This is a genomic window from Variovorax sp. WDL1 (assembly GCF_001541225.1).
Taxonomy (GTDB): Bacteria; Pseudomonadota; Gammaproteobacteria; order Burkholderiales; family Burkholderiaceae_C; genus Variovorax.
In genome coordinates, this window is the sequence record NZ_LMTS01000128.1 from 70955 (window position 1) to 89698 (window position 18744).

Genomic DNA, 18744 nt, shown 5'->3' on the forward strand with positions numbered 1-18744 from the left:
TTCGTCGAGGTGGCCTTGGTCGACCACATCAGCGAGGGCATCGTGCCGCTGCTCGACGAGGCGGCCGCGCCGGGCAAGGCCGATCGCGCCACCACTGCCATCTTCTATTCGATCAGCAACACGCAGGACGGCCTGCGCGGCGTGAGCTTCGGCGATTCGCTGATCAAGCGGGTGGTCGAGACGCTGCAGGCCGAGCTGCCGCGCCTGAAGACCTTCGCCACGCTGTCGCCGATCCCGGGCTTTCGCGGCTGGCTGTCGAAGAATGCAGGTGCGCTGCTCACGCGCCTGGATGAGAAGCGCCAGACCGAGCTTGGCCGCGTGGTCGGCTCGCTGCCGCCCACGGCCGAGCGCGTGCTCGCCGCAGCGGAAGACACGAGTGCGCTCGACGCCAGGTCGCCCGTGCGGCAGCTGCTGTTGAATGCCGCCGCCGAGTACCTGGGCCGCGCAACGGCCGAGGGCCAGCCGGTCGATCCGGTGGCGCGCTTCCACCTGGGCAACGGTGCGCGCGTGGAGCGCCTCAACTGGGCCGGCGACCCGTCGCCCAAGGGCCTGAAGCAATCCTACGGACTCATGGTCAACTACCTCTACGATCTCAAGCGGCTCGACAAGCACCGCGCCCTGCTCGCGCAGGGCAAGGTGGCGGTGTCGGGCGAAGTGGACGATCTCTTTCTCAAGGGTTGATCCCTGGAGGGGCCAACAGTGGCGCGCCGTGGGCCCCGGCGCATTCGCAGTCCAAAACACAGGAGACACAGCAATGAGCTCAACCTTTCAGCGGCGCGACGTCCTGCGCCTGGCCGCGGCGGGTGCCGCCGTCACGCTCGGCGGGGCCGCGTACGGGCAATCGGCCTGGCCGGCCAAGCCGGTGACGCTGGTGGTGCCGTTTCCCGCGGGCGGGGGCACCGATGCCTTCGCGCGGCCGCTCGCGGCCCAGTTCTCGAAAGTCGCCGGCCAGTCGCTGGTGATCGATAACCGCGGCGGCGCCGGCGGCACCCTGGGCGCGAGCATCGCGTCCAAAGCGCAGCCCGACGGCTACACGCTCTTCATGGGCGCCGTGCACCACGCGATCGCGCCGTCGGTCTATCCCCGGCTGGAATACGACATCGAGAAGGACTTCGTGCCGCTGATGCTCCTGGCGAGCGTGCCGCAGGTGGTGGTGATCAATCCCAAGCGCGTCTCGGCCACGACGTTGAAGGAATTCGTCGCCGAGGCCAAGGGGAATCCGGGCAAGCTGAACTACGCCTCGGCGGGCGCGGGCACCTCGCACCACCTGGCTGGCGAGCTGTTCAAGCTGCAGACCAACACCTTTATCACCCACATCCCTTACCGCGGCGCGGGGCCGGCGCTGCAGGACCTGATTGCCGGCAATGTCGACTGCATGTTCGATGGCCTGGGCTCTTCCGCGCAGCACATCAAGGCCGGGCGCATCAAGGCGCTGATGATGGCCGGCGGCAAGCGCAATCCCGCCTTCCCCGACGTACCGAGCGCAACCGAGGTGGGGCTGCCGGACTACACCGTCACCACCTGGTACGGCCTGTGGGCGCCCAAGGGCACGCCGGCCGAGGTGCAAACCAGGATCGTGGAGGACATGCGCAAGGCGCTGGCCACCGACGAGCTCAAGGCGATCTGGGCCAGCAACGGCGCCGAGATCCCGAACCTCGTCACCACGGCCTACGGCGGCTTCGTGAGCGCCGAGATCAAGCGCTGGGCCGGGGTGGTCAAGGCCTCGGGCGCGAAGATCGAATGAAGCAGGGGGCCGTCAGGCTGGAGCGCGAGGGCCCGGTCGCCTTCGTCACGCTCGCGAATCCGGGGCGGCTCAACGCGATGTCGCGCGCGATGTGGCGCGAGCTGCGTGCGGTGTTCGACCAGGCGCTGGCCCGCGACGGCTCGCTGCGCTGCGTGGTCGTGCGCGGCGAGGAGGGCCAGTTCTGCGCCGGCGGCGACATCTCCGAGTACCCTTCCTTCCGCTTCGACGAAGCCTCGCTGCGCGAATTCCACGAGAACGAGGTCTGGGCCGCGCTGGCGGCCATGCTGGCCTGCGAGCTGCCGCTGGTCGCGCAGATCGAGGGCGCCTGCATGGGCGCAGGCCTGGAGATTGCGAGCTGCTGCGACATCCGCCTCGCCGGCCAGGGCGCGAAGTTCGGTGCCCCGATCGCGAAGCTGGGCTTCCCGATGGCGCCGCGCGAGGCGGCCCTGGTGCGCGGCGCCGTCGGCGACTCGCTGGCGCGCGACATGCTGCTGGCCGCAAGCGTGCACGGCGCGCAGCGCCTCTGCGGTGCCGGCTTCCTGCTGGCCGTGCTGCCCGATGCGGAGGTTGCCCCGAAGGCGCTGGCGCATGCCCTGCGCATTGCCGGGCTGGCGCCCCAGGCCGCCCGCGCCAACAAGCGCACGCTGAGGGCGGTCTCCGTTGAGAGCCTGCTTGCCACCGCCTACGAGTATGCTGATTCGCCCGAGCACCGCGAGGGCATCGCTGCCTTTCTCGCCAAGCGCCCGCCCGTCTTTTGAACGTCCGATGACATGACCGACCCGACCAACGCCAACCTCTTCGCTGCGCTGCGTGCGGCCTTCCCCTCGGACCTCGATGCCATCGCGGTCGAGACCGACGACGGCCTGTACTACTCCTGGCGCGACCTGGAACGCGCGAGCGCGATGCTCGCCAACCTGCTCGATGCGATGGGCCTGAAGGCCGGCGACCGCGTCGCGGTTCAGGTCGAGAAGTCGGTCGAGGCCATGATGCTCTACCTCGCGACCCTGCGCGCGGGCTACGTGTTCCTGCCGCTCAATACCGCCTACCGCGAGGCCGAGATCGCCTACTTCCTCGGCAACGCCGAGCCCGCCGTGGTGGTGTGCAGCAGCGCCAACGCCGGCTGGGTGGCGCCCCTGGCCACCGCGGCCGGCACGCAGCACGTGTTCACGCTCGACGACGACCGCAAGGGCACGCTGCTCGAGGTTGCGGCGCAGTGCAGTGACCAGCACCGGGTGGCGCAGAAGAAGCCCGACGACCTGGCGGCGATCCTCTACACCAGCGGCACCACCGGGCGCAGCAAGGGCGCGATGCTCACGCACCGCAACCTGCGGTCGAACGCCGAGGTGCTGAAGGACTACTGGGGCTGGCGGCCGGGCGCCGACGTGCTGGTCCATGCGCTGCCCATCTTCCACGTGCACGGCCTCTTCGTCGCCATCCACGGCGCGCTGATCAGCGGCAGCCGGATGATCTGGCTCAACCGCTTCGACCCGAAGCGCGTGGTGGCCCGGCTGCCCGATGCGACGGTGTTCATGGGCGTGCCCACGCTGTACACGCGCATGCTGGCCGAGCCCACGCTCACGCGCGAGGCGTGCAACGGCATGCGGCTCTTCATTTCCGGCTCCGCTCCGCTGCTGCTCGAGACCTTCGAGGCCTGGCGCGAGCGCACGGGCCACACCATCCTCGAGCGCTACGGCATGAGCGAGACCGTGATGCTCACGTCCAACCCCTACAGCGCGGTACAGGGCGAGCGGCGCGGCGGCACGGTGGGCTTTCCGCTGCCGGGCGTTCAGCTGCGCGTGCGGGATGACGCGGGCCAGCCTTGCCCCACCGGCGAGGTCGGGCACATCGAGGTGGCGGGGCCCAACGTGTTCGCGGGCTACTGGCGCATGCCCGAGAAGACCAAGGAGGAGTTCACCGCTGATGGCTTCTTCAAGACGGGCGACGTAGGCCGGATCGACAGCCTGGGCTACGTGACCATCGTGGGGCGCAGCAAGGACCTGATCATCAGCGGCGGCTACAACGTCTACCCGGCCGAGATCGAGGGCTACATCAACGACATGCCTGGCGTTGCCGAGAGCGCCGTGATCGGCGTGCCGCATCCGGACTTCGGCGAGGTAGGCGTCGCCATCGTCACGCCCAAGCCCGGTGCGGCGCTCGACGGCGAAGCGATCGTCGCCGAGCTCAAGGCCAGGCTGGCGAATTTCAAGATTCCCAAGCGCTGCTTCATCGTGCCCGAGCTCCCGCGCAACACCATGGGCAAGGTGCAGAAGGCGCTGCTGCGGGAGCAGCACAAGGGGCTTTTCGAGGTCGCGTAGCGTCAGGCGGCCAGGCCGTTCAGCAGGCCGGTGCGCGGGTGGCAGTTGATGTACTCGTAGCGCTGTTCGTCCGCCTTCAACACCGCCACCTCGTGGTACACGCGCAGTTGCAGCTGAAAGTTCAGCGCCTGCACATACCGCATGAAGCCGCCGAAGATTGCCACGTGCGTGGGGTGCGATTCGGCCCAGCGCTCCATGTCGGCGAGCGAGCGCCAGAAGCTCAGGCCGAAGGATTTCTCGAGTGGCGCGCCCGCCGCATCGAGGTGGCGCATGTAGCGGTTGCTGTAGCAGCCGATGCCCAGGCCCTGGTCGCGCAGGAAATCCATGCCCTCGCGCAGCACGGGCTCCATCTCGCCGAGATAGAGCGTGCGTTCATGGCCACGGGTGTCGGCCCACTCCTGGCCGGAGCGGATCATCGCGAGATGCTCATGGCCAGCCACGCGCACTTGCCGGCCCGGCTCTGCGGCCTGCGCGACAACGGTGCGTGCGCCCGAAGGCACCATGGCGTCGGTCTGCGACAGCGGGATGCGATCGCGCATCGATCCCCAGTAGGCATGCTCCTGGATCTCGCCGCTGGCACTGCCCATCACGGCACCGATGCCCTCGAAGCGATCGGGCGTGTTGAAGAGCGTCTCGTAGTGGGCGACACGCGGCGAGACGATCTCGCGGAAGTAGCCGATGCCTTCGCCCAGCCGATGGTCGGAGTGCCACCAGTTGTCGATCTCGGGCGTGGCGCACCATCGTGCAAAGCTCGCGGGATCGTCCCAGTAGGCGATGGCGACCATGTTGTCGAAGCCGTCCGCATCGACGAAGTGCGCGAGGTCATGGTGCCCCGGCCCGTCGGCCAGGCCGAAGCTGCGCGCGATTCCGGACAATGCGGCGCAGGCACGGCCCTGCATCGCGGCACCGCGCGATTGCACGCCGAAGTAGCCCATGACCACCTGGGTCACTGCGCCCGAGGCGCGTGCCGACCAGGCAGGGTAGGGCGGGACGTAGTCGTCCTCGATGCGTCGATGCCGCGTGCGCGGGCATCTCAGGGCTTGGGCGATGGCGGATTCCATGAGCGACCCCGCGGCTCAGGCGGCCAGCGGCAACTGCACGCTGCCGGCTGCGGGGGCGGGCTTGGCTACCAGGGCCTCGAACGCCCCAGCTTCCACCTCCGGCTGCCGCTGGAACACCACCGGCTCGCGGCGTGCCTTGTTGAGCAGCAGCTGCGTGACGTCTGGCCGCGCATAGTGGCCGCTCGGGTCGCCGGCCGCCTTGGCAAGCGAGATCATGCCGAGATCGATGTCGGCCATCACCAGCCCTTCCTGGTCCTCGGCAAGCGGCGTGCCCAACGGGGCCCCATCGGGTCCATAGATGCGCGCGAAGCCGCCGCCCACCCGCAGCATCTGCTGCTTGCCGGGGTCGGTGCACAGCATGTCGCTCATGGCTTGGGAGACGGTGGCGCAGGGCGCGATCACGAAGCACTGGCCTTCGGCCGCATAGACCTGGCTGGCGGCGTTGTTGACCTCGGCGCCGAGCGCGTAGGCCGCGCCCCGATACAGAGAGAAGCTGGGCCAGGCGGCGCAGTGGATCTGCTCGTTCTGCGCATACATCGCATACTTGCTGAGCGGCTGCAGATGCTCCCAGCACGAAAGAGATCCGATGTTGCCGATCGCCGTCTCGCACACGGTGAGGTCGGAGCCATCACCCTCGCCGAACACCGTGCGCTCCACGTGCGTGGGCTTGAGCTTGCGGCGGGTCTGCACCGTCTGGCCCTGATCGTCGATCAAAGCCTGGGCGATGTAGAGGCTGCCGCCCGCCTTTTCGCTGTAGCCGAGCGAGACCCAGACTCCGTGCTTGCGCGCGGCCTCACGGACGCGGTCGAACTCGGGTGAGCCGACGACCAGCGAATTGTCGTGATAGCGCTGAACGAACTGCATGCCCCAGGCCGGCGAGTCGAGCCAGATCCACCAGGGATAGCCCGGTGCCCAGGTCTCCGGAAATGCGATCAGCTGCACGCCTTGGGCCGCCGCCTGGGCGATCAGGTCGACGGTCTTGTCGAGGGTGCCGTCGAGATCGAGGAACACGGGCGCTGCCTGGACGGCGGCGACGCGAAGTCGGGGGTGGGTCTTGCTGGCCATGGCGGGCTCCGGAGGGTGAAGGAAGAAGGCCGCACGCGTTGCGCGCATCGGGTTTGCGCGGTGGCATGCGGGTTGCTTGAAGCGTAAGTTCGACCCCGCCCTTCATCTTGTCCGGATCTCGCGGCGTTCTTGTCCCTGCGTTGCGCGCTGCCTCCGGGAGACCCCCATGACCCAGTTGTTCAGCACCGATGCCGTCCCCCGCGACCAGCGCCTTGCATACTGGACCGACATGATCTGCAACGTCTACGTGCAGCTCGGATGTGATCCGGTGCGCGAGCGCCCGGCCGGTGACTTCACCGGCAGCATTCGCCGCCATACCTTGCCCAGCCTGGACGTGTCGGTGGTGAACTCCGGCGCCCAAAGCGTGATGCGCACGCCCGGCCACATCGCGCGCTCGACGGACGACTATTTCCTGGTCGGCATCCAGACGGCAGGCCGCGGGGTGGTGCGGCAGGACGGGCGCGACGCCGTACTGGCGGTCGGCGACTTCGCGCTCTACGACAGCACGCGGCCCTACCAGCTGCTCTTCGACGAAGCCTTCGAGCAGATCGTGCTCAAGTTGCCGGGCGAGCGCCTGCGCAGCGAGCTGCGCCAGACCGAGGCACTCACGGCCACTACCGTGTCGGGGCGCGAAGGTGCCGGCCATTTGCTGATCAGCATGATCCGCACCTTGCGCGAGGACATCGATGCGCTGCAGCCCGCGTCGGCATTGGCAGTCGCGAATGGCGTTCTCAGCATCCTGGTGGCCGGGCTGCAGACGCTGCCCGCCGCGCGCTCGCCGGGGCTGAGCCATCTCGCGGCCTATCACCTTGCGCGCATCAAGCGGTGCATCGACGAGCAACTGGCCGATCCGGCGCTGTCGGTGAGCAGCCTGGCGGCGGAGCTCGGCCTTTCTGTCAGCCAGATCCACCGCGTGTTCAGGAGCGAGCCGCTCACGCCCGCGCAGTACATCTGGGAGCGCAGGCTGGAAGCCTGCAGCCGCGACCTGCGGGAGCCGCGCCTCGCCGGCCGCACGGTCAGCGACATCGCCTTCGGCCGCGGCTTCAACGACGCAGCGCATTTCAGCCGCGTGTTTCGCGATCGCTTCGGTTGTTCGCCGCGCGAGTGGCGGTTGCGGCACTAGTAGGTTTGCCCGACCCCTCGCGGACCTCCCGGCGGCGAGGGCGGGGTGCTACTGGACCAGCAGCACCGAGATGTCGGTCTCCGAGACGACCTTGGTCGCCACCGAGCCCATGAGCGCGCGGCCGAGGATGCCGTGGCCGTGCGTACCCATCACGACCAGCTCGACGCGGGCCTCGGCTGCGGCCTTGAGGATTTCCTCGGCCGCATGGCCATGGCATCCCTTCGTCTGGAAATTCGTGACGCCCTGCTTCTCGAGGAATGCCTTGACGGGCTCGAGCACCTTGGCGTTTTCCTCGGTGTAGTAGTCCGCGAGCACGTCGCGGCTCAGGTGGCGTGCCACGTGTCCGGGTACGCCGGTGCACACGTGCACCATGACGAGTTCATTGCCCTCGACGAACATGGCGCGGTGGGCGATCAGGTAGTCGAGTGCCTTCTGGGTATGGGGACTGCCGTCGACGGCGACCAGGATCTTCATGCACAGCCTCTCAATTTTTAGCATCCTGCGGCCAGTCGCCGCATGCCAGGGTTATACGGCGAGGCGCCTCGCGCGTACAGAGAAGCCGATCGTATGCAGGGATTTGCGCTCAGCCGCGCAGGCCCTTCCAGAGCATGTAGGCGGCCAGCACGTACAGGATGCTCGCGAACACGCGCTTCAGCTTCGACACGGGCAGGCTGTGCGCGGCCTTGGCGCCGAGCGGGGCGACGAGGAAGCTGGAAATCGCGATCACGGCCAGCGCGGGCAGCCAGATGTAGCCGACCGAACCCTCGGGCAGGCCCTGCACCGATTGGCCGCTCGCCACGTAGCCCGCCACATTGGCCACAGCAATGGGGAAGCCAAGGGCCGCGCTGGTCGCAACCGCATTGTGGATCGCGATGTTGCACCAGGTCATGAACGGCACGCTGATGAAGCCGCCCCCTGCGCCCACCAGGCCCGAGATGAAGCCGATCACGCCGCCGGCCGCAAGCTGGCCGCCGGTGCCCGGCAGCTGCCGCGTGGGCTTGGGCTTCTTGTCGAGGAACATCTGCGTGGCCGAGAAGCCGACGAAGAGTGCGAAGAAAACCGCCAGCGCCTGGCCCTTGAGCAGCGCGAACACGCCGAGGCTGCCGACCAGGCTGCCGACCACGATGCCCGGTGCAAGCCGCCGGGCGATGTCCCAGCGCACGGCCCCTCGCTTGTGGTGCGCGCGCACGCTCGAGATGGAGGTGAAGATGATGGTGGCCATCGAGGTCGCGATCGCCATCTTCACCGCCAGGTCGGCCGGGACCCCCCGGTGGCCGAGGATGATGGTGATGAAGGGCACCATCAGCATGCCGCCTCCGATACCCAGCAGACCGGCGAGGAAGCCGGTGCCGATGCCGAGCACGGCGAGTTCGGCAACCAGCAGGGGGGCGAGCGTCATGGGGGAAGTCTTGGTCTTTCAGGGCTTAAAAAAACCACGGCCCCGAGAGCGGGGCCGTGGCCGTCGAGAAAAGGTGTCTGCGAGTGGGGCCGGACTCGCATCCTGAACCGGGGTTCAGGTGGGCGAGGGCAGCGAGGCTTCGGGTTCATCTGACGCGAGATGATCACACCCGCCAAGCGATATACCAAGCCCTGCTCCGTAGAGCATTGGAACAAGGACATATAGAGCCCGACGCACACCGCAGACGAAGCGGATTTTACGCCCGCCGCCGGGCCAGCGGGTGCGCCTCAGAGCAAATGACCGTCGCCGGCGAGGGCTTGATCGAGGCGCTGGATCAACTGCGCGGCACGGGAGTCGTCGACGTCGCTGGCGCCCGCGGCCGCAGCTGGCGTGGGCGGTGGGGACGGTGGCACGGGCGCCACCGCTGCCGCAAGCGAGGCCTCGCGCTGGGCCAGGTCGAAGGCCAGGTTGAGGGATGCCAGCACCGCGATGCGGTCACGCGCCTTGACCTTGCCCGCGTCGCGGATCTTGCACATCGCGGCATCGACCCGTTCGACCGCCTCGCGCAGCTGCTGCTCGCCGCCTTCGGGGCAGCCGAGCAGGTAGCTCTGGCCCATGATCTGCACTTCGACTTGTTTCATCAGTTGGAGGAGGAGGCGTCTTGGGAGGGGTCGGCCGGCAGCTGCTCGAGCAGCGCATCGAGCCGGCTGCGCGCCGCGGCCAGGCGCGACTTGAGCGCGTCGCGTTCACGCGTGAGCGTGTTCACCTGCTCTTGCAGCAGCGCATTGGTTCTCTGCACCTCTTCGTGGCGCACAAGCAAACGTTCGACGCGCTCGGCGATCTGATCAATACGGCTCGGTGCAGGCATGGGGGGCGATTGTAGTTTCCGGCCAAGCCGGCGTTTACACATAAAATCCGGCGCGTTGGTGCTCGCGCCGTGGTTCACGCGGCGCAGTTCAACGGGAAGCAGGAGTCGAAGCCCCTCAGGGCCCAGCCAGCCTGCGCTGCCCCCGCAACGGTCAAACAGCCGGCACCCCTCGGTGCCACCCTCGTCAAGAAGCCACTGGGCGCCCTGAAACAGGTGCCTGGGAAGGCGGCGGGGGCGTGCTGTCAGCCCGGATACCGGCCAACGAGGCGGCTGCCGCATGCGCGAGCAGACGGCAGCCATGACGTCCAAGCACCGGCGGGGAAGCCGGTGACGGGCATTGATCTCTTGTGTATTTCCATGATGACTTCCAGCGTTTTTTCCGCGCGTGCCGATGGTCGCGCCTCGTCGCGTCCTCTCCCGGGGCCGCGCATACTCGCCTTGCCGATCGCGGCGGCCCTCGGCGGCCTGGCTTGCGATCCCGCGCTCGCTCAAGGCACTCGGGCGCTCGCCGAGACGGTCGTGACCGCCAGCCGCACCCCCATGCGTGCCGACGAACTGCTGTCCGACACCGTCGTGATCGACCGCGCGGAAATCGAGCAGCAGGCCAGCCGCACGCTGCCCGAGATCCTGGCGCGCGTTGCCGGCGTGCAGATCGCGGCCAACGGCGGCCCCGGCAAGGCCAGCAGCGTGTTCATCCGTGGCTCCGAGGCGCGTCACACCCTGCTCCTGATCGATGGCGTGCGCTATGGCTCGGCCACGCTCGGCACGGCGGCATGGGAGAACATCCCGGTCGACATGATCGATCGCATCGAGGTGGTCAAGGGCCCGGCTTCGGCGCTGTACGGCAGCGACGGCGTCGGCGGCGTGGTGCAGATCTTCACGCGCAAGGGCAAGGCGGGTGATCCGCTGTTCAGCCCGCGCGCATCGACCACTCTCGGCAGCGAAGGCTACAAGCAGATCACCGGCGGCTTCAGCGGCGCCTCGGGGCCTTTGACCTATTCGCTCGACGCGCAGCGCACGCTCGACAAGGGCTTCTCCTCGACCAACCGCAGGGTGCCCTTCGGCAACTTCAACCCCGACCGCGATCCCTTCTCGCAAAGCGCGCTCAACGCCTCTCTGGGCTTCCAGATCAATCCCGAGTGGAAGATCGACAGCGGGCTGCTGTATTCGGAAGGCATCAACCACTACGACGACGGCCCGGAGCGCGACACGCGCAGCCGGGTGAGCACGCAGACCGCCTACATCGGCGCGAGCGGCATGGTGACCTCGGCCTGGAAGACGCAGCTGCGCTATGCGCAGAGCCGCGACTACGCGCGCAACATCGTCGCGAGCCCCTTCAACATGCCGGGCCTTTTCGAGACGACGCAGAAGGAGTACCTCTGGCAAAACGACATCGCGACGCCGATCGGCACGGTGCTGGCCGGGCTGGAGCGCCGCACGCAGGAGGTGAACAGCGACACGCGGTATACCGTCACCGATCGCGACATCGACTCGGCCTTCGTCGGCCTCAACGGAAATGCCGGCAAGCACAGCTGGCAGCTCAATGCGCGGCACGACCGGAACTCGCAGTTCGGCGACAGCGACACCTGGTTCGCGGGCTATGGGTACCGCATCTCGCCGAGCTGGCGGATTCATGCGTCGCACGGCACCAGCTTCGTCGCGCCTTCGTTCAACCAGCTCTACTACCCGGACTTCGGCAACCCTGCGCTGCAGCCGGAGGAAGGCAGGAACACCGACATCGGCATCACCTGGAGCCAGGACGGCCACAGCGTGAAGCTGGTGCGCTACGACAACAAGATCCGCGGCTTCATCACCAGCACCACGCGCCCCGAGAACGTGCCGCGCGCGCGCATAGAGGGCTGGACGCTGGGGTACGACGGCCAGTTCGGACCCTGGACGGTGCACGCGAGCGTCGATTCGCTCGACCCGCGCAACGAGCTCACCGGCGCGCAGTTGCCGCGCCGCGCGAAGAACCAGGCCTCGCTCGGCGTCGACTACGCGGTCGGTCCCTGGAAGTTCGGCGCCTCGGCCCTGCACGTGGGCCGGCGTTTCGACGACTCGCGCAATACCATCCGGCTTGGCAGCTTCACCACCGTGGACCTCTACGGCGAGTACAAGGTGTCGAAGGACTGGGCCGTGCAAGGCCGAATCACCAACCTCAACGACGTGAACTACGAGACCGTCCATGGCTACAACCAGCGCGGACGCGCGCTCTACCTGACGCTGCGGTGGCAACCGAAGTCCTGAACCGCGAGACGCGCGAGCTGGTCCTGGGCGGCCAGCGCAGCGGCAAGTCGCGCCACGCCGAGTTGCGCGCGGCCGAATGGCTGGCGCGCGATCCGGCGCACCGCGCCGTGCTGATCGCGACCGGGACCGCGCACGACGAGGAGATGCGCGAGCGCATCGCGCGCCACCGGGCCGACCGGGCGCAGCGCGTGCCCGGGCTCGTCACGGTGGAAGAGCCGGTCCAGCTCGGGCCCGCCGTGGCACGCCACACCGAGCCCGGCACGCTGGTGCTGGTCGACTGCATGACGCTGTGGCTGACCAACCTGCTGATGCCCGCCGAAGCCGCCGGCGCGGCACCGCCCTGCGCCGCTACCGCCGAGATGGCGCTGCTGCACGCGCTGCACCATGCCCGCGGGCCGGTGCTGCTGGTGAGCAACGAGATCGGCCTCGGCGTGATACCCATGGGCCGGGAGGCGCGCGCCTTCGTCGACGCGCTGGGCCGGCTCAACCAGCAGGTTGCCGCCGCCTGCGAGCGCGTGACACTGATGGCGGCCGGCCTGCCGCTCGGCTTGAAGGAACCTGCATGAGGCGCACGGACGCTCCGAAGGCTCCAGGTAGCGCGTTCACCAGGCCTCTGCTTGCCGGCCTGCTGGCCCTGTGCACGTTCGCAGCCCATGCGGTGGTCGTGACCGACGAGCGCGGCGTGCGCGTGGAGCTGCCGCGGCCGCCGCAGCGCATCGTGGCGCTGCTGCCCTCGCTGACCGAGTCGGTCTGCACGCTGGGCGCCTGCGACCGGCTGGTCGGCGTCGACCGCTATTCCAACTGGCCCCAGCAGGTGCGCGCGCTGCCGCAGCTCGGAGGCGGCATCGACCCCAACGTCGAGGCCATCGTGGCACTGAAGCCCGATGTGGTGCTGCTCGCCGCCTCCTCGCGCGTCGCCCAGCGGCTGGAGGCGCTGGGCCTCAAGGTGCTGGTGCTCGAGCCCCGCAGCCATGCGGATGTGCGGCGCGTGCTGGATACGCTGGACCGGGTGCTGGGCAGCGACGATGCGCAGCGGGCGTGGCAGGCCATCGATGCCAGCGTCTCGGCCGCGGCGCGGTCGCTGCCGGCCGGCATCTCGCGCACCCGCGTGTACTTCGAGGTCAACAATGCGCCCTACGCGGCAAGCGAGAGCTCCTTCATCGGCGAGACGCTCGCGCGGCTCGGCGTGAAGAACGTCGTGCCGGCGGCGCTGGGGCCGTTTCCCAAGCTCAATCCCGAGTACGTGGTGCGAGCCGATCCCGACCTGATCATGGTAGGCGCGCGCAGCGCGCAGGGGCTGGAGCAGCGGCCCGGCTGGGCGGGCATGCGCGCGGTGCGCGAAGGCCGCATCTGCCGCTTCACCGCCGAGGAGTCCGACGTGCTGGTGCGTCCGAGCCCGCGCATGGGCGAGGCCGCGGGCCTGATGGCACGCTGCCTGCGGGAGAAGGCGCTCGGAGGCACCGGCGGGTGAGGAGCGAGCATCGCCGCTCACTGGCGCTGGGCATTGCATTGCTGGCCTTGGGCGCGGTCCTGGTCGTGCTGGGCATGGGCATCGGCAGCACCGGCTTCGAGAGCGTGCTGGCGGCGCGGCACGACCCGGTGGCGCTGCAGATCGTGTGGGGCATCCGCCTGCCGCGCACGCTCGGCGCCTGGCTCGCCGGCGCGCTGCTGGGGCTCGCGGGGGCGGTCGCGCAGGGGCTGTTCCGCAATCCACTGGCCGACCCCTACCTGCTGGGCAGCGCCTCGGGCGCCTCGCTGGGCGTGGCCGTGGCCCTGGCGATGTTCGGCGTTTCGCCGACCAGCACCGAATGGGTGGTGCGCCTGGGCCTGACCGGCGCGGCCTTCCTGGGCGCGGTGCTGGCGGTGCTGCTGACGCTGCTGCTCGCACGCGGCGTGCAGCAGACGCTGCGGCTCTTGCTCGCGGGCGTGATCGTCGGCGTGGTGCTGGGGGCCGTCAAGGACCTGATTTCCATCGCCTCCGCCGACATCCTGCAGGCGCTGCAAGGCTTCATCCTCGGCAGCACCGGACTGGTCGGCTGGAGCGCCTGCGCGGTGATGGGTGCTCTGTGCGCGGCCTGCCTGCTGCTGGGCTGGATGCTCGCGCCGCTGCTCGACGGCCTCGCGCTCGGCGAGGCCACCGCGGCCAGCCTGGGCCTCCCGCTGGGCGCGATGCGCGCGGCGCTGGTCGTGGTGCTGGCGCTGGCCACCGGCGCGGCCGTGGCGCAGACGGGGCTGATCGCCTTCGTCGGGCTGGCGTCGCCGCACCTGGTGCGCTCGGCCGTCAAGACCACTCACGCGCGGCTGCTCGTGCTGTCCACCCTGATGGGCGGCCTGCTGCTGATGGCGGCGGACTTGCTGGCGCGCTGGCTGATCGCGCCGCAGGAACTGCCGGTCGGCGTGCTGACGGCGGTGCTCGGCGGCAGCTACCTGCTGTGGCTCATGCACAGGCGCAATGCGCGGGGGAGTTTGCGATGACAGCCGCCCTGGAGGCGAAGCGAGTGAGCGCCGCGCTGGGCGCCGTCGAGGTGCTGCATGCGATCGACCTCGCACTCGCAGCCGGTCGCTGGACCAGCATCGTCGGCCCGAACGGCGCAGGCAAGTCCACGCTGCTCAAGGCGCTGGCCGGGCTGCTGGCGCATCGCGGCGAGGTGCGGATCGCCGGCCGGCCGCTCGGCGCCCTGTCGGGCCGCGAGCGTGCCCGGCGGCTGTCCTGGCTGGGGCAGGGCGGGGCGGGCGAGGGCAGCGCCGACGACCTGATGGTCTACGACGTCGCCATGCTCGGCCGCCTGCCGCACCAGCGCTGGCTGGCGGCGCCCACCGAGGCCGATCGCGCGGCCGTCGAGCGCGCGCTGCGCAGCACGCAGGCCTGGGACTGGCGCGACCGTCCGCTGGGCCAGCTCTCGGGCGGCGAGCGGCAGCGCGTGCTGCTGGCGCGCGCGCTCGCGGTGGAGGCCGAGCTGCTGCTGATGGACGAGCCCCTGGCCAACCTCGACCCGCCGCACCAGGCCGACTGGATGGCGCTCGCACGCGCACTGGTGGCCGAGGGCCGCACCGTGGTCAGCGTGCTGCACGAGCTCAACGTCGCGCTCGCGGCCGATGCGCTGGTGGTGATGGCGGGCGGCCGCGTGCTGCACCAGGGCGGGTGCGACGACCCAGCCAGCCACCAGGCGCTGGAGTCCGTGTTCGACGGGCGTGTCGTGGTGCATCGCGTGGCCGGGCAGTGGATCGCCCTGCCGCACTGAACATCGACAAGGAGAACCCATGCAGATCGAAACCCCGCCCAGCGAGAAGCCCTACGACAAGCCCGAGGGCGAACGCCGCGGCCTGGTGATCGTCAACACCGGCGACGGCAAGGGCAAGAGCACGGCCGCCTTCGGCCTGGCGCTGCGGGCGCACGGACGCGGCAAGGCGGTGAAGATCTTCCAGTTCATGAAGGTGCCGAGCGCGCGCTTCGGCGAGCACCGCATGTTCGAGCAGCTCGGCATCCCCATCGAGGGGCTGGGCGACGGCTTCAGCTGGAAGAGCCAGGACCTCGAGCACTCGGCGCAGCTCGCGCGCGAGGGCTGGGAGAAGGCGAGGGCGGCGATCCTCGCGGGTGGGCACTTCCTGGTCGTGCTCGACGAGATCACGTATCCGCTGATCTACGGCTGGCTGCCGCTCGACACGGTGCTGGAGACCTTGCGCACGCGCCCCCGCGAGGTGCATGTGGTGCTGACAGGGCGCCGCTGCCCGCCCGAGATCGTCGAGCTCGCCGACACAGTGACCGAGATGCAGATGATCAAGCACGCTTTCAAGGCCGGCATTCCCGCCCAGCGCGGCATCGAAGACTGAGATGCCCTGGCTCTGGCTTCCTCCTGCGCTGGGGGAGGGCTGGGGTGGGGGCAGCACCGCGCTGGCCCACGCCGCCGCCCTGGTCTTCGCACTGCTGGTCGACAGGATGGTGGGCGAACCTCCTGCGCGATGGCACCCGGTCGTGTGGATGGGCCGCTATCTCGCCTGGACCGGCCGCCGTATCGCGCCCCCGATCGATGCCGCCTGCCGCCGGTGCGGACCCTTCGCCGCCGGGGCGCTGGCCTGGTGCGCCGGCGCCGCCGCCGTTGTGCTTGCGGCCGCAATGCTGGGCGCCGCTGCCGCCCGCCTGCCGTCATGGGCTGCGGCGCTGGTGCTCGGCCTTGCGCTCAAGCCTCTGCTCGCCTGGCGCATGCTGCGCGACGAAGTGCTCGCCGTCGAGGCGGCGCTGGCCTGCTCGCTCGCCGAAGGCCGGAACAGGCTCGCGCACCTCGTGAGCCGCGATGTCCTGACGTTGGATGCAGGCGCGGTGCGCGAAAGCGCCATCGAGTCTCTGGCCGAGAACCTCAACGACTCGGTGGTCGCGCCGCTGTTCTGGTTCGTGCTGCTGGGCCTGCCCGGCGCCGCGCTCTACCGCTTTGCCAACACAGCCGACGCGATGTGGGGCTACCGCGGCGAGCGCCACGGCCGCACCTGGGAGTGGGCCGGCAAGTGGGCCGCACGCGCCGACGACGTGCTCTCATGGCTGCCCGCTCGCATCACGGCCTTCCTGCTCATCGTGTCCTGCTCCCCCTCCGGCGTGCGGGGGAGGGTTGGGATGAGGGTGCTCCGATCCCTTCCCCGCGAGTCCCGCCGCACCCCATCCCCCAACAGCGGCTGGCCCATGGCCGCCATGGCCTTGCTGCTCGGAGTGCGCCTCGCCAAGCCCGGCGTCTACGTGCTGAATGCAGCAGGCTGCGAGCCCCTCGCCGCAGACACCGGTCACGCGGCGACGCTGGGCGCGCGAGTCGTCTGGCTGACAGCCGCCCTGGCGGCGATCGCGCTCCTCCTTCTTGCAGCTTGGCGCACCCCATGAACGCCGACGAAGAAGCCTTCCACGGCGGCCCCGATGCTCGCGGCGCCGTGCCGCACGACTTCTCGACCAATGCCAACGCCTGCGGCCCCTGTCCGATGGCCGTGCAGGCGCTGCAGCAAGCCGATGCGAGCCGTTATCCCGACCCGCGCTACACCACGTTGCGCGAGACGCTGGGGCAGTTCCATGGCGTCGCCGCCGAGCGCATCGTGATCGCCGCGAGCGCCAGCGAATTCATCGCGCGCATCACCGCTGCAGTCGCGCAGCAGGGCGGTCGACCGGCCTGGCTGCCGCGGCACGCCTATGGCGACTATCTTCGTGCGGCCGAGGCCTGGGGGCTCGACGTGCGGCGCGAACCCGAATCGCCGGCAGGTGCCGCGCTCGCGTGGTGCTGCGATCCGTCCAGCCCGCTGGGCGCGGCCCAGCCCGGGCTGGCCGGCCTGGTCGATGCGTTGGACGCCTCCAGCATCTGCGTGCTCGACCTGGCCTACGAACCCCTGCGGCTCGAAGGCCGCCTCGACCTCGGCGCGGCGCAGCGGGACCGCGTCTGGCAGTTGTGGACGCCGAACAAGGCGCTGGGCCTGACAGGTGTCCGCGCAGCCTATGCGATCGCCCCTCGCGATGCGGCCGGGATGGCCGAGCGGCTGGGCCGCCTCGCCCCTTCCTGGCCCCTGGGTGCGCACGGCGTCGCGCTGCTCGAGGCCTGGACGCTGGCCGAGACACAGGCCTGGCTCGCCACCAGCCGCGACCGGCTGCGCGGCTGGAAGCACGAGCAGCAGGCCCTGTGCGCCGCGCTGGGCTGGTCTGTCCTGCCCAGCATCGCGAACTACTTCTGCGCGCGCCTCGATGTCCCGTACGCGCAGCGCTCGGCGGCCCTGCGCGAGGCCGGCATCCAACTGCGCGATGCCCGTTCCTTCGGCCTGCCGGGCCACGTGCGGCTCGCCGTGCTGCCGCCAGCCAGCCAGGCGGCCCTGGCGCGCACCTGGCAGGCCGCGGGCGCCTGAAAAGCGCGAACGACGGCGCCTTCCGAGCTCAGCGCCGCTGCAGCTTCGGATTCTTCGCGAACAGGTCGGCCGCCCAGTCCACGAACACCCGCACCTTGGCGCTCAGGTGCCGGTTGGGCGGATACACCACATGCACCGGCAAGGGCGCGCGGGTCCATTCCGGCAGCAGTTCCACCAGTTCCCCGCTCTCGATGTACGGATCGGCCATGAAGGTGATGCACTGCGAGAGCCCGAAGCCGCCCAGCACGGCGGCCAGGTGGGCATTGCTCTCGTTGACCGAGACGCGGTAGGGGCCCGAGATCTCGATGTGCTCGTCGTCCTTGTGGAATTCATGCGGATAGATCCGGCGCGAGCCGGCCGCGAAATAGCTCACGACATGGTGGCGCTTCTCGATGTCGGAGGGGTGCTCCGGCCTGCCGTAGCGCTTGACGTAGGCCGCCGAGGCCACGGTCACGAAGTCCAGCGTGCCGATGCGCCGTGCCACCAGCGACTGGTCGGTCAGGTCGCCGGCCCGGATCACGCAGTCCACGTTGTCGGTGATCAGGTCGACGGGACGGTCGCTCACTCCCAGGTCGAGCTGGATGTCGGGGTAGCGGTCGCTGAAGGTGTGCAGCGCCGGCAGGATGATCAGCCGCGCCGTGGACGAGCCCACGTCGATGCGCAGCCGCCCCGTGGGGTTGGCCTGCGCGTTGGTCATGCTCGCCTCGATGTCGTCGAGGTCGTTCAGCAGGCGCGCGGTACGGTCGTAATAGGCGGCGCCGTCCGGCGTCACGGTCACGCGGCGCGTGGTACGGTTCAGCAGCTTCACATGAAGCCGGGACTCCAGCGCCTGGATCTGCTTCGTGACTGTGCCCTTCGGCAACCCGAGCGAATCGGCGGCGCGGGTGAAGGTGCCGGCTTCCACGACGCGGACAAAGATCCGCATGGCCTGGACCTGGTCCATTGGTGCTCCTAGGGAAAAACCCGCGCAACTGCGGGCGGGGGCGGATTCTCACATGCACTGTATTAGCCGATTGTTAGGGAGATGCTGATCAATGAACGACGCCGTCGGATCTGT

General features: G+C 69.6%; 20 protein-coding genes and 1 riboswitch. Of the genes, 13 read left to right on the forward strand and 7 right to left on the reverse strand.

Features of this window, described 5'->3' with window-relative positions:
• The 4 genes from APY03_RS43985 to APY03_RS17665 all read left to right on the forward strand — a co-directional run.
• A partial coding sequence (locus APY03_RS43985; RefSeq protein WP_232324315.1) for a malonyl-CoA decarboxylase domain-containing protein occupies positions 1–681 on the forward strand: 681 nt, incomplete at its 5' end.
• Positions 682–754: 73 nt separating this feature from the next.
• The gene (locus APY03_RS17655) at positions 755–1744 is read left to right on the forward strand and encodes a Bug family tripartite tricarboxylate transporter substrate binding protein (RefSeq protein ID WP_068678538.1); all 990 of its coding nucleotides are present in this window, start codon (positions 755–757) and stop codon (positions 1742–1744) included.
• A complete protein-coding gene (locus APY03_RS17660) occupies positions 1741–2502 on the forward strand; it encodes an enoyl-CoA hydratase/isomerase family protein (RefSeq protein WP_068678541.1) in 762 nt (253 codons plus the stop codon). The genes APY03_RS17655 and APY03_RS17660 overlap by 4 nt, the downstream gene beginning before the upstream one ends.
• Positions 2503–2514: 12 nt before the next feature.
• Positions 2515–4059, forward strand: coding sequence for a malonate--CoA ligase (locus APY03_RS17665; protein ID WP_068678543.1), 1545 nt, complete (start codon positions 2515–2517; stop codon positions 4057–4059).
• A 2-nt stretch (positions 4060–4061) separates the two neighbouring features.
• Here APY03_RS17665 and APY03_RS17670 read toward each other — a convergent pair whose 3' ends face one another.
• Positions 4062–5120 (reverse strand): phenylacetaldoxime dehydratase family protein, encoded by a 1059-nt coding sequence (locus APY03_RS17670; RefSeq protein ID WP_068678545.1) that lies wholly within the window; start codon positions 5118–5120, stop codon positions 4062–4064.
• Positions 5121–5135: 15 nt separating this feature from the next.
• Positions 5136–6185, reverse strand: coding sequence for a carbon-nitrogen hydrolase family protein (locus APY03_RS17675; RefSeq protein ID WP_068678582.1), 1050 nt, complete (start codon positions 6183–6185; stop codon positions 5136–5138).
• A 166-nt stretch (positions 6186–6351) separates the two neighbouring features.
• Here APY03_RS17675 and APY03_RS17680 point away from each other — a divergent pair, with 166 nt between their 5' ends.
• Positions 6352–7308 (forward strand): helix-turn-helix domain-containing protein, encoded by a 957-nt coding sequence (locus APY03_RS17680; RefSeq protein WP_068678548.1) that lies wholly within the window; start codon positions 6352–6354, stop codon positions 7306–7308.
• Between the two features lie 48 nt (positions 7309–7356).
• Here the strand turns inward: APY03_RS17680 and APY03_RS17685 are convergent, their stop codons facing one another.
• From APY03_RS17685 to APY03_RS17700, 4 genes are all read right to left on the reverse strand, one after another.
• Positions 7357–7782: a universal stress protein gene (locus APY03_RS17685; RefSeq protein WP_068678550.1), complete on the reverse strand. Its 426-nt coding sequence runs from the start codon at positions 7780–7782 to the stop codon at positions 7357–7359.
• Positions 7783–7891: 109 nt separating this feature from the next.
• Positions 7892–8707 (reverse strand): sulfite exporter TauE/SafE family protein, encoded by an 816-nt coding sequence (locus APY03_RS17690; RefSeq protein WP_068678552.1) that lies wholly within the window; start codon positions 8705–8707, stop codon positions 7892–7894.
• A 287-nt stretch (positions 8708–8994) separates the two neighbouring features.
• A complete protein-coding gene (locus tag APY03_RS17695) occupies positions 8995–9348 on the reverse strand; it encodes a cell division protein ZapA (protein ID WP_068678554.1) in 354 nt (117 codons plus the stop codon).
• Positions 9348–9575, reverse strand: a complete 228-nt coding sequence (locus APY03_RS17700; protein WP_068678556.1) for a cell division protein ZapB — start codon at positions 9573–9575, stop codon at positions 9348–9350. The genes APY03_RS17695 and APY03_RS17700 overlap by 1 nt, the downstream gene beginning before the upstream one ends.
• A gap of 39 nt (positions 9576–9614) precedes the next feature.
• A riboswitch (cobalamin riboswitch) is annotated at positions 9615–9852 on the forward strand.
• Between the two features lie 80 nt (positions 9853–9932).
• On the opposite strand from APY03_RS17700, the gene APY03_RS17705 reads away from it, so the two are divergent.
• From APY03_RS17705 to APY03_RS17740, 8 genes are read left to right on the forward strand one after another with little or no spacing between them, the layout of a single operon-like run.
• Positions 9933–11822, forward strand: a complete 1890-nt coding sequence (locus APY03_RS17705) for a TonB-dependent receptor domain-containing protein (RefSeq protein ID WP_232324316.1) — start codon at positions 9933–9935, stop codon at positions 11820–11822.
• On the forward strand, positions 11804–12388 hold the full coding sequence (gene cobU / locus APY03_RS17710; protein ID WP_232081094.1) for a bifunctional adenosylcobinamide kinase/adenosylcobinamide-phosphate guanylyltransferase: 585 nt from the start codon (positions 11804–11806) through the stop codon (positions 12386–12388). The genes APY03_RS17705 and cobU overlap by 19 nt, the downstream gene beginning before the upstream one ends.
• Complete coding sequence (locus tag APY03_RS17715; RefSeq protein WP_068678558.1) at positions 12385–13293, forward strand: ABC transporter substrate-binding protein; 909 nt, start codon at positions 12385–12387, stop codon at positions 13291–13293. Before cobU ends, APY03_RS17715 begins: the two co-directional genes overlap by 4 nt.
• Positions 13290–14297: a FecCD family ABC transporter permease gene (locus tag APY03_RS17720; RefSeq protein ID WP_068678560.1), complete on the forward strand. Its 1008-nt coding sequence runs from the start codon at positions 13290–13292 to the stop codon at positions 14295–14297. Before APY03_RS17715 ends, APY03_RS17720 begins: the two co-directional genes overlap by 4 nt.
• A complete protein-coding gene (locus APY03_RS17725) occupies positions 14294–15064 on the forward strand; it encodes an ABC transporter ATP-binding protein (RefSeq protein WP_068678561.1) in 771 nt (256 codons plus the stop codon). The genes APY03_RS17720 and APY03_RS17725 overlap by 4 nt, the downstream gene beginning before the upstream one ends.
• A gap of 19 nt (positions 15065–15083) precedes the next feature.
• Positions 15084–15653, forward strand: a complete 570-nt coding sequence (gene cobO, locus APY03_RS17730) for a cob(I)yrinic acid a,c-diamide adenosyltransferase (protein ID WP_068678563.1) — start codon at positions 15084–15086, stop codon at positions 15651–15653.
• A gap of 1 nt (position 15654) precedes the next feature.
• Positions 15655–16686, forward strand: coding sequence for an adenosylcobinamide-phosphate synthase CbiB (gene cbiB / locus APY03_RS17735; RefSeq protein WP_068678565.1), 1032 nt, complete (start codon positions 15655–15657; stop codon positions 16684–16686).
• Positions 16683–17687 (forward strand): aminotransferase class I/II-fold pyridoxal phosphate-dependent enzyme, encoded by a 1005-nt coding sequence (locus APY03_RS17740; protein WP_068678567.1) that lies wholly within the window; start codon positions 16683–16685, stop codon positions 17685–17687. Before cbiB ends, APY03_RS17740 begins: the two co-directional genes overlap by 4 nt.
• 28 nt (positions 17688–17715) lie before the next feature.
• On the opposite strand, the gene APY03_RS17745 is transcribed toward APY03_RS17740, so the two are convergent.
• A complete protein-coding gene (locus APY03_RS17745) occupies positions 17716–18630 on the reverse strand; it encodes a LysR family transcriptional regulator (protein WP_068678569.1) in 915 nt (304 codons plus the stop codon).
• Positions 18631–18744 lie beyond the last annotated feature (114 nt).

Bases quoted from the DNA above. Each gene is read 5' to 3' on its own strand.
- APY03_RS17700 (WP_068678556.1), bottom strand. From the start codon at position 9,575: ATGCCTGCACCGAGCCGTATTGATCAGATCGCCGAGCGCGTCGAACGT.
- APY03_RS17675 (WP_068678582.1), bottom strand. From the start codon at position 6,185: ATGGCCAGCAAGACCCACCCCCGACTTCGCGTCGCCGCCGTCCAGGCA.
- APY03_RS17715 (WP_068678558.1), top strand. From the start codon at position 12,385: ATGAGGCGCACGGACGCTCCGAAGGCTCCAGGTAGCGCGTTCACCAGG.
- cobO (WP_068678563.1), top strand. From the start codon at position 15,084: ATGCAGATCGAAACCCCGCCCAGCGAGAAGCCCTACGACAAGCCCGAG.
- APY03_RS17685 (WP_068678550.1), bottom strand. From the start codon at position 7,782: ATGAAGATCCTGGTCGCCGTCGACGGCAGTCCCCATACCCAGAAGGCA.
- cbiB (WP_068678565.1), top strand. From the start codon at position 15,655: ATGCCCTGGCTCTGGCTTCCTCCTGCGCTGGGGGAGGGCTGGGGTGGG.
- APY03_RS17655 (WP_068678538.1), top strand. From the start codon at position 755: ATGAGCTCAACCTTTCAGCGGCGCGACGTCCTGCGCCTGGCCGCGGCG.
- APY03_RS17740 (WP_068678567.1), top strand. From the start codon at position 16,683: ATGAACGCCGACGAAGAAGCCTTCCACGGCGGCCCCGATGCTCGCGGC.
- APY03_RS17695 (WP_068678554.1), bottom strand. From the start codon at position 9,348: ATGAAACAAGTCGAAGTGCAGATCATGGGCCAGAGCTACCTGCTCGGC.
- APY03_RS17690 (WP_068678552.1), bottom strand. From the start codon at position 8,707: ATGACGCTCGCCCCCCTGCTGGTTGCCGAACTCGCCGTGCTCGGCATC.
- APY03_RS17745 (WP_068678569.1), bottom strand. From the start codon at position 18,630: ATGGACCAGGTCCAGGCCATGCGGATCTTTGTCCGCGTCGTGGAAGCC.
- APY03_RS17705 (WP_232324316.1), top strand. From the start codon at position 9,933: ATGATGACTTCCAGCGTTTTTTCCGCGCGTGCCGATGGTCGCGCCTCG.
- APY03_RS17670 (WP_068678545.1), bottom strand. From the start codon at position 5,120: ATGGAATCCGCCATCGCCCAAGCCCTGAGATGCCCGCGCACGCGGCAT.
- APY03_RS17680 (WP_068678548.1), top strand. From the start codon at position 6,352: ATGACCCAGTTGTTCAGCACCGATGCCGTCCCCCGCGACCAGCGCCTT.
- APY03_RS17660 (WP_068678541.1), top strand. From the start codon at position 1,741: ATGAAGCAGGGGGCCGTCAGGCTGGAGCGCGAGGGCCCGGTCGCCTTC.
- APY03_RS17725 (WP_068678561.1), top strand. From the start codon at position 14,294: ATGACAGCCGCCCTGGAGGCGAAGCGAGTGAGCGCCGCGCTGGGCGCC.
- APY03_RS17665 (WP_068678543.1), top strand. From the start codon at position 2,515: ATGACCGACCCGACCAACGCCAACCTCTTCGCTGCGCTGCGTGCGGCC.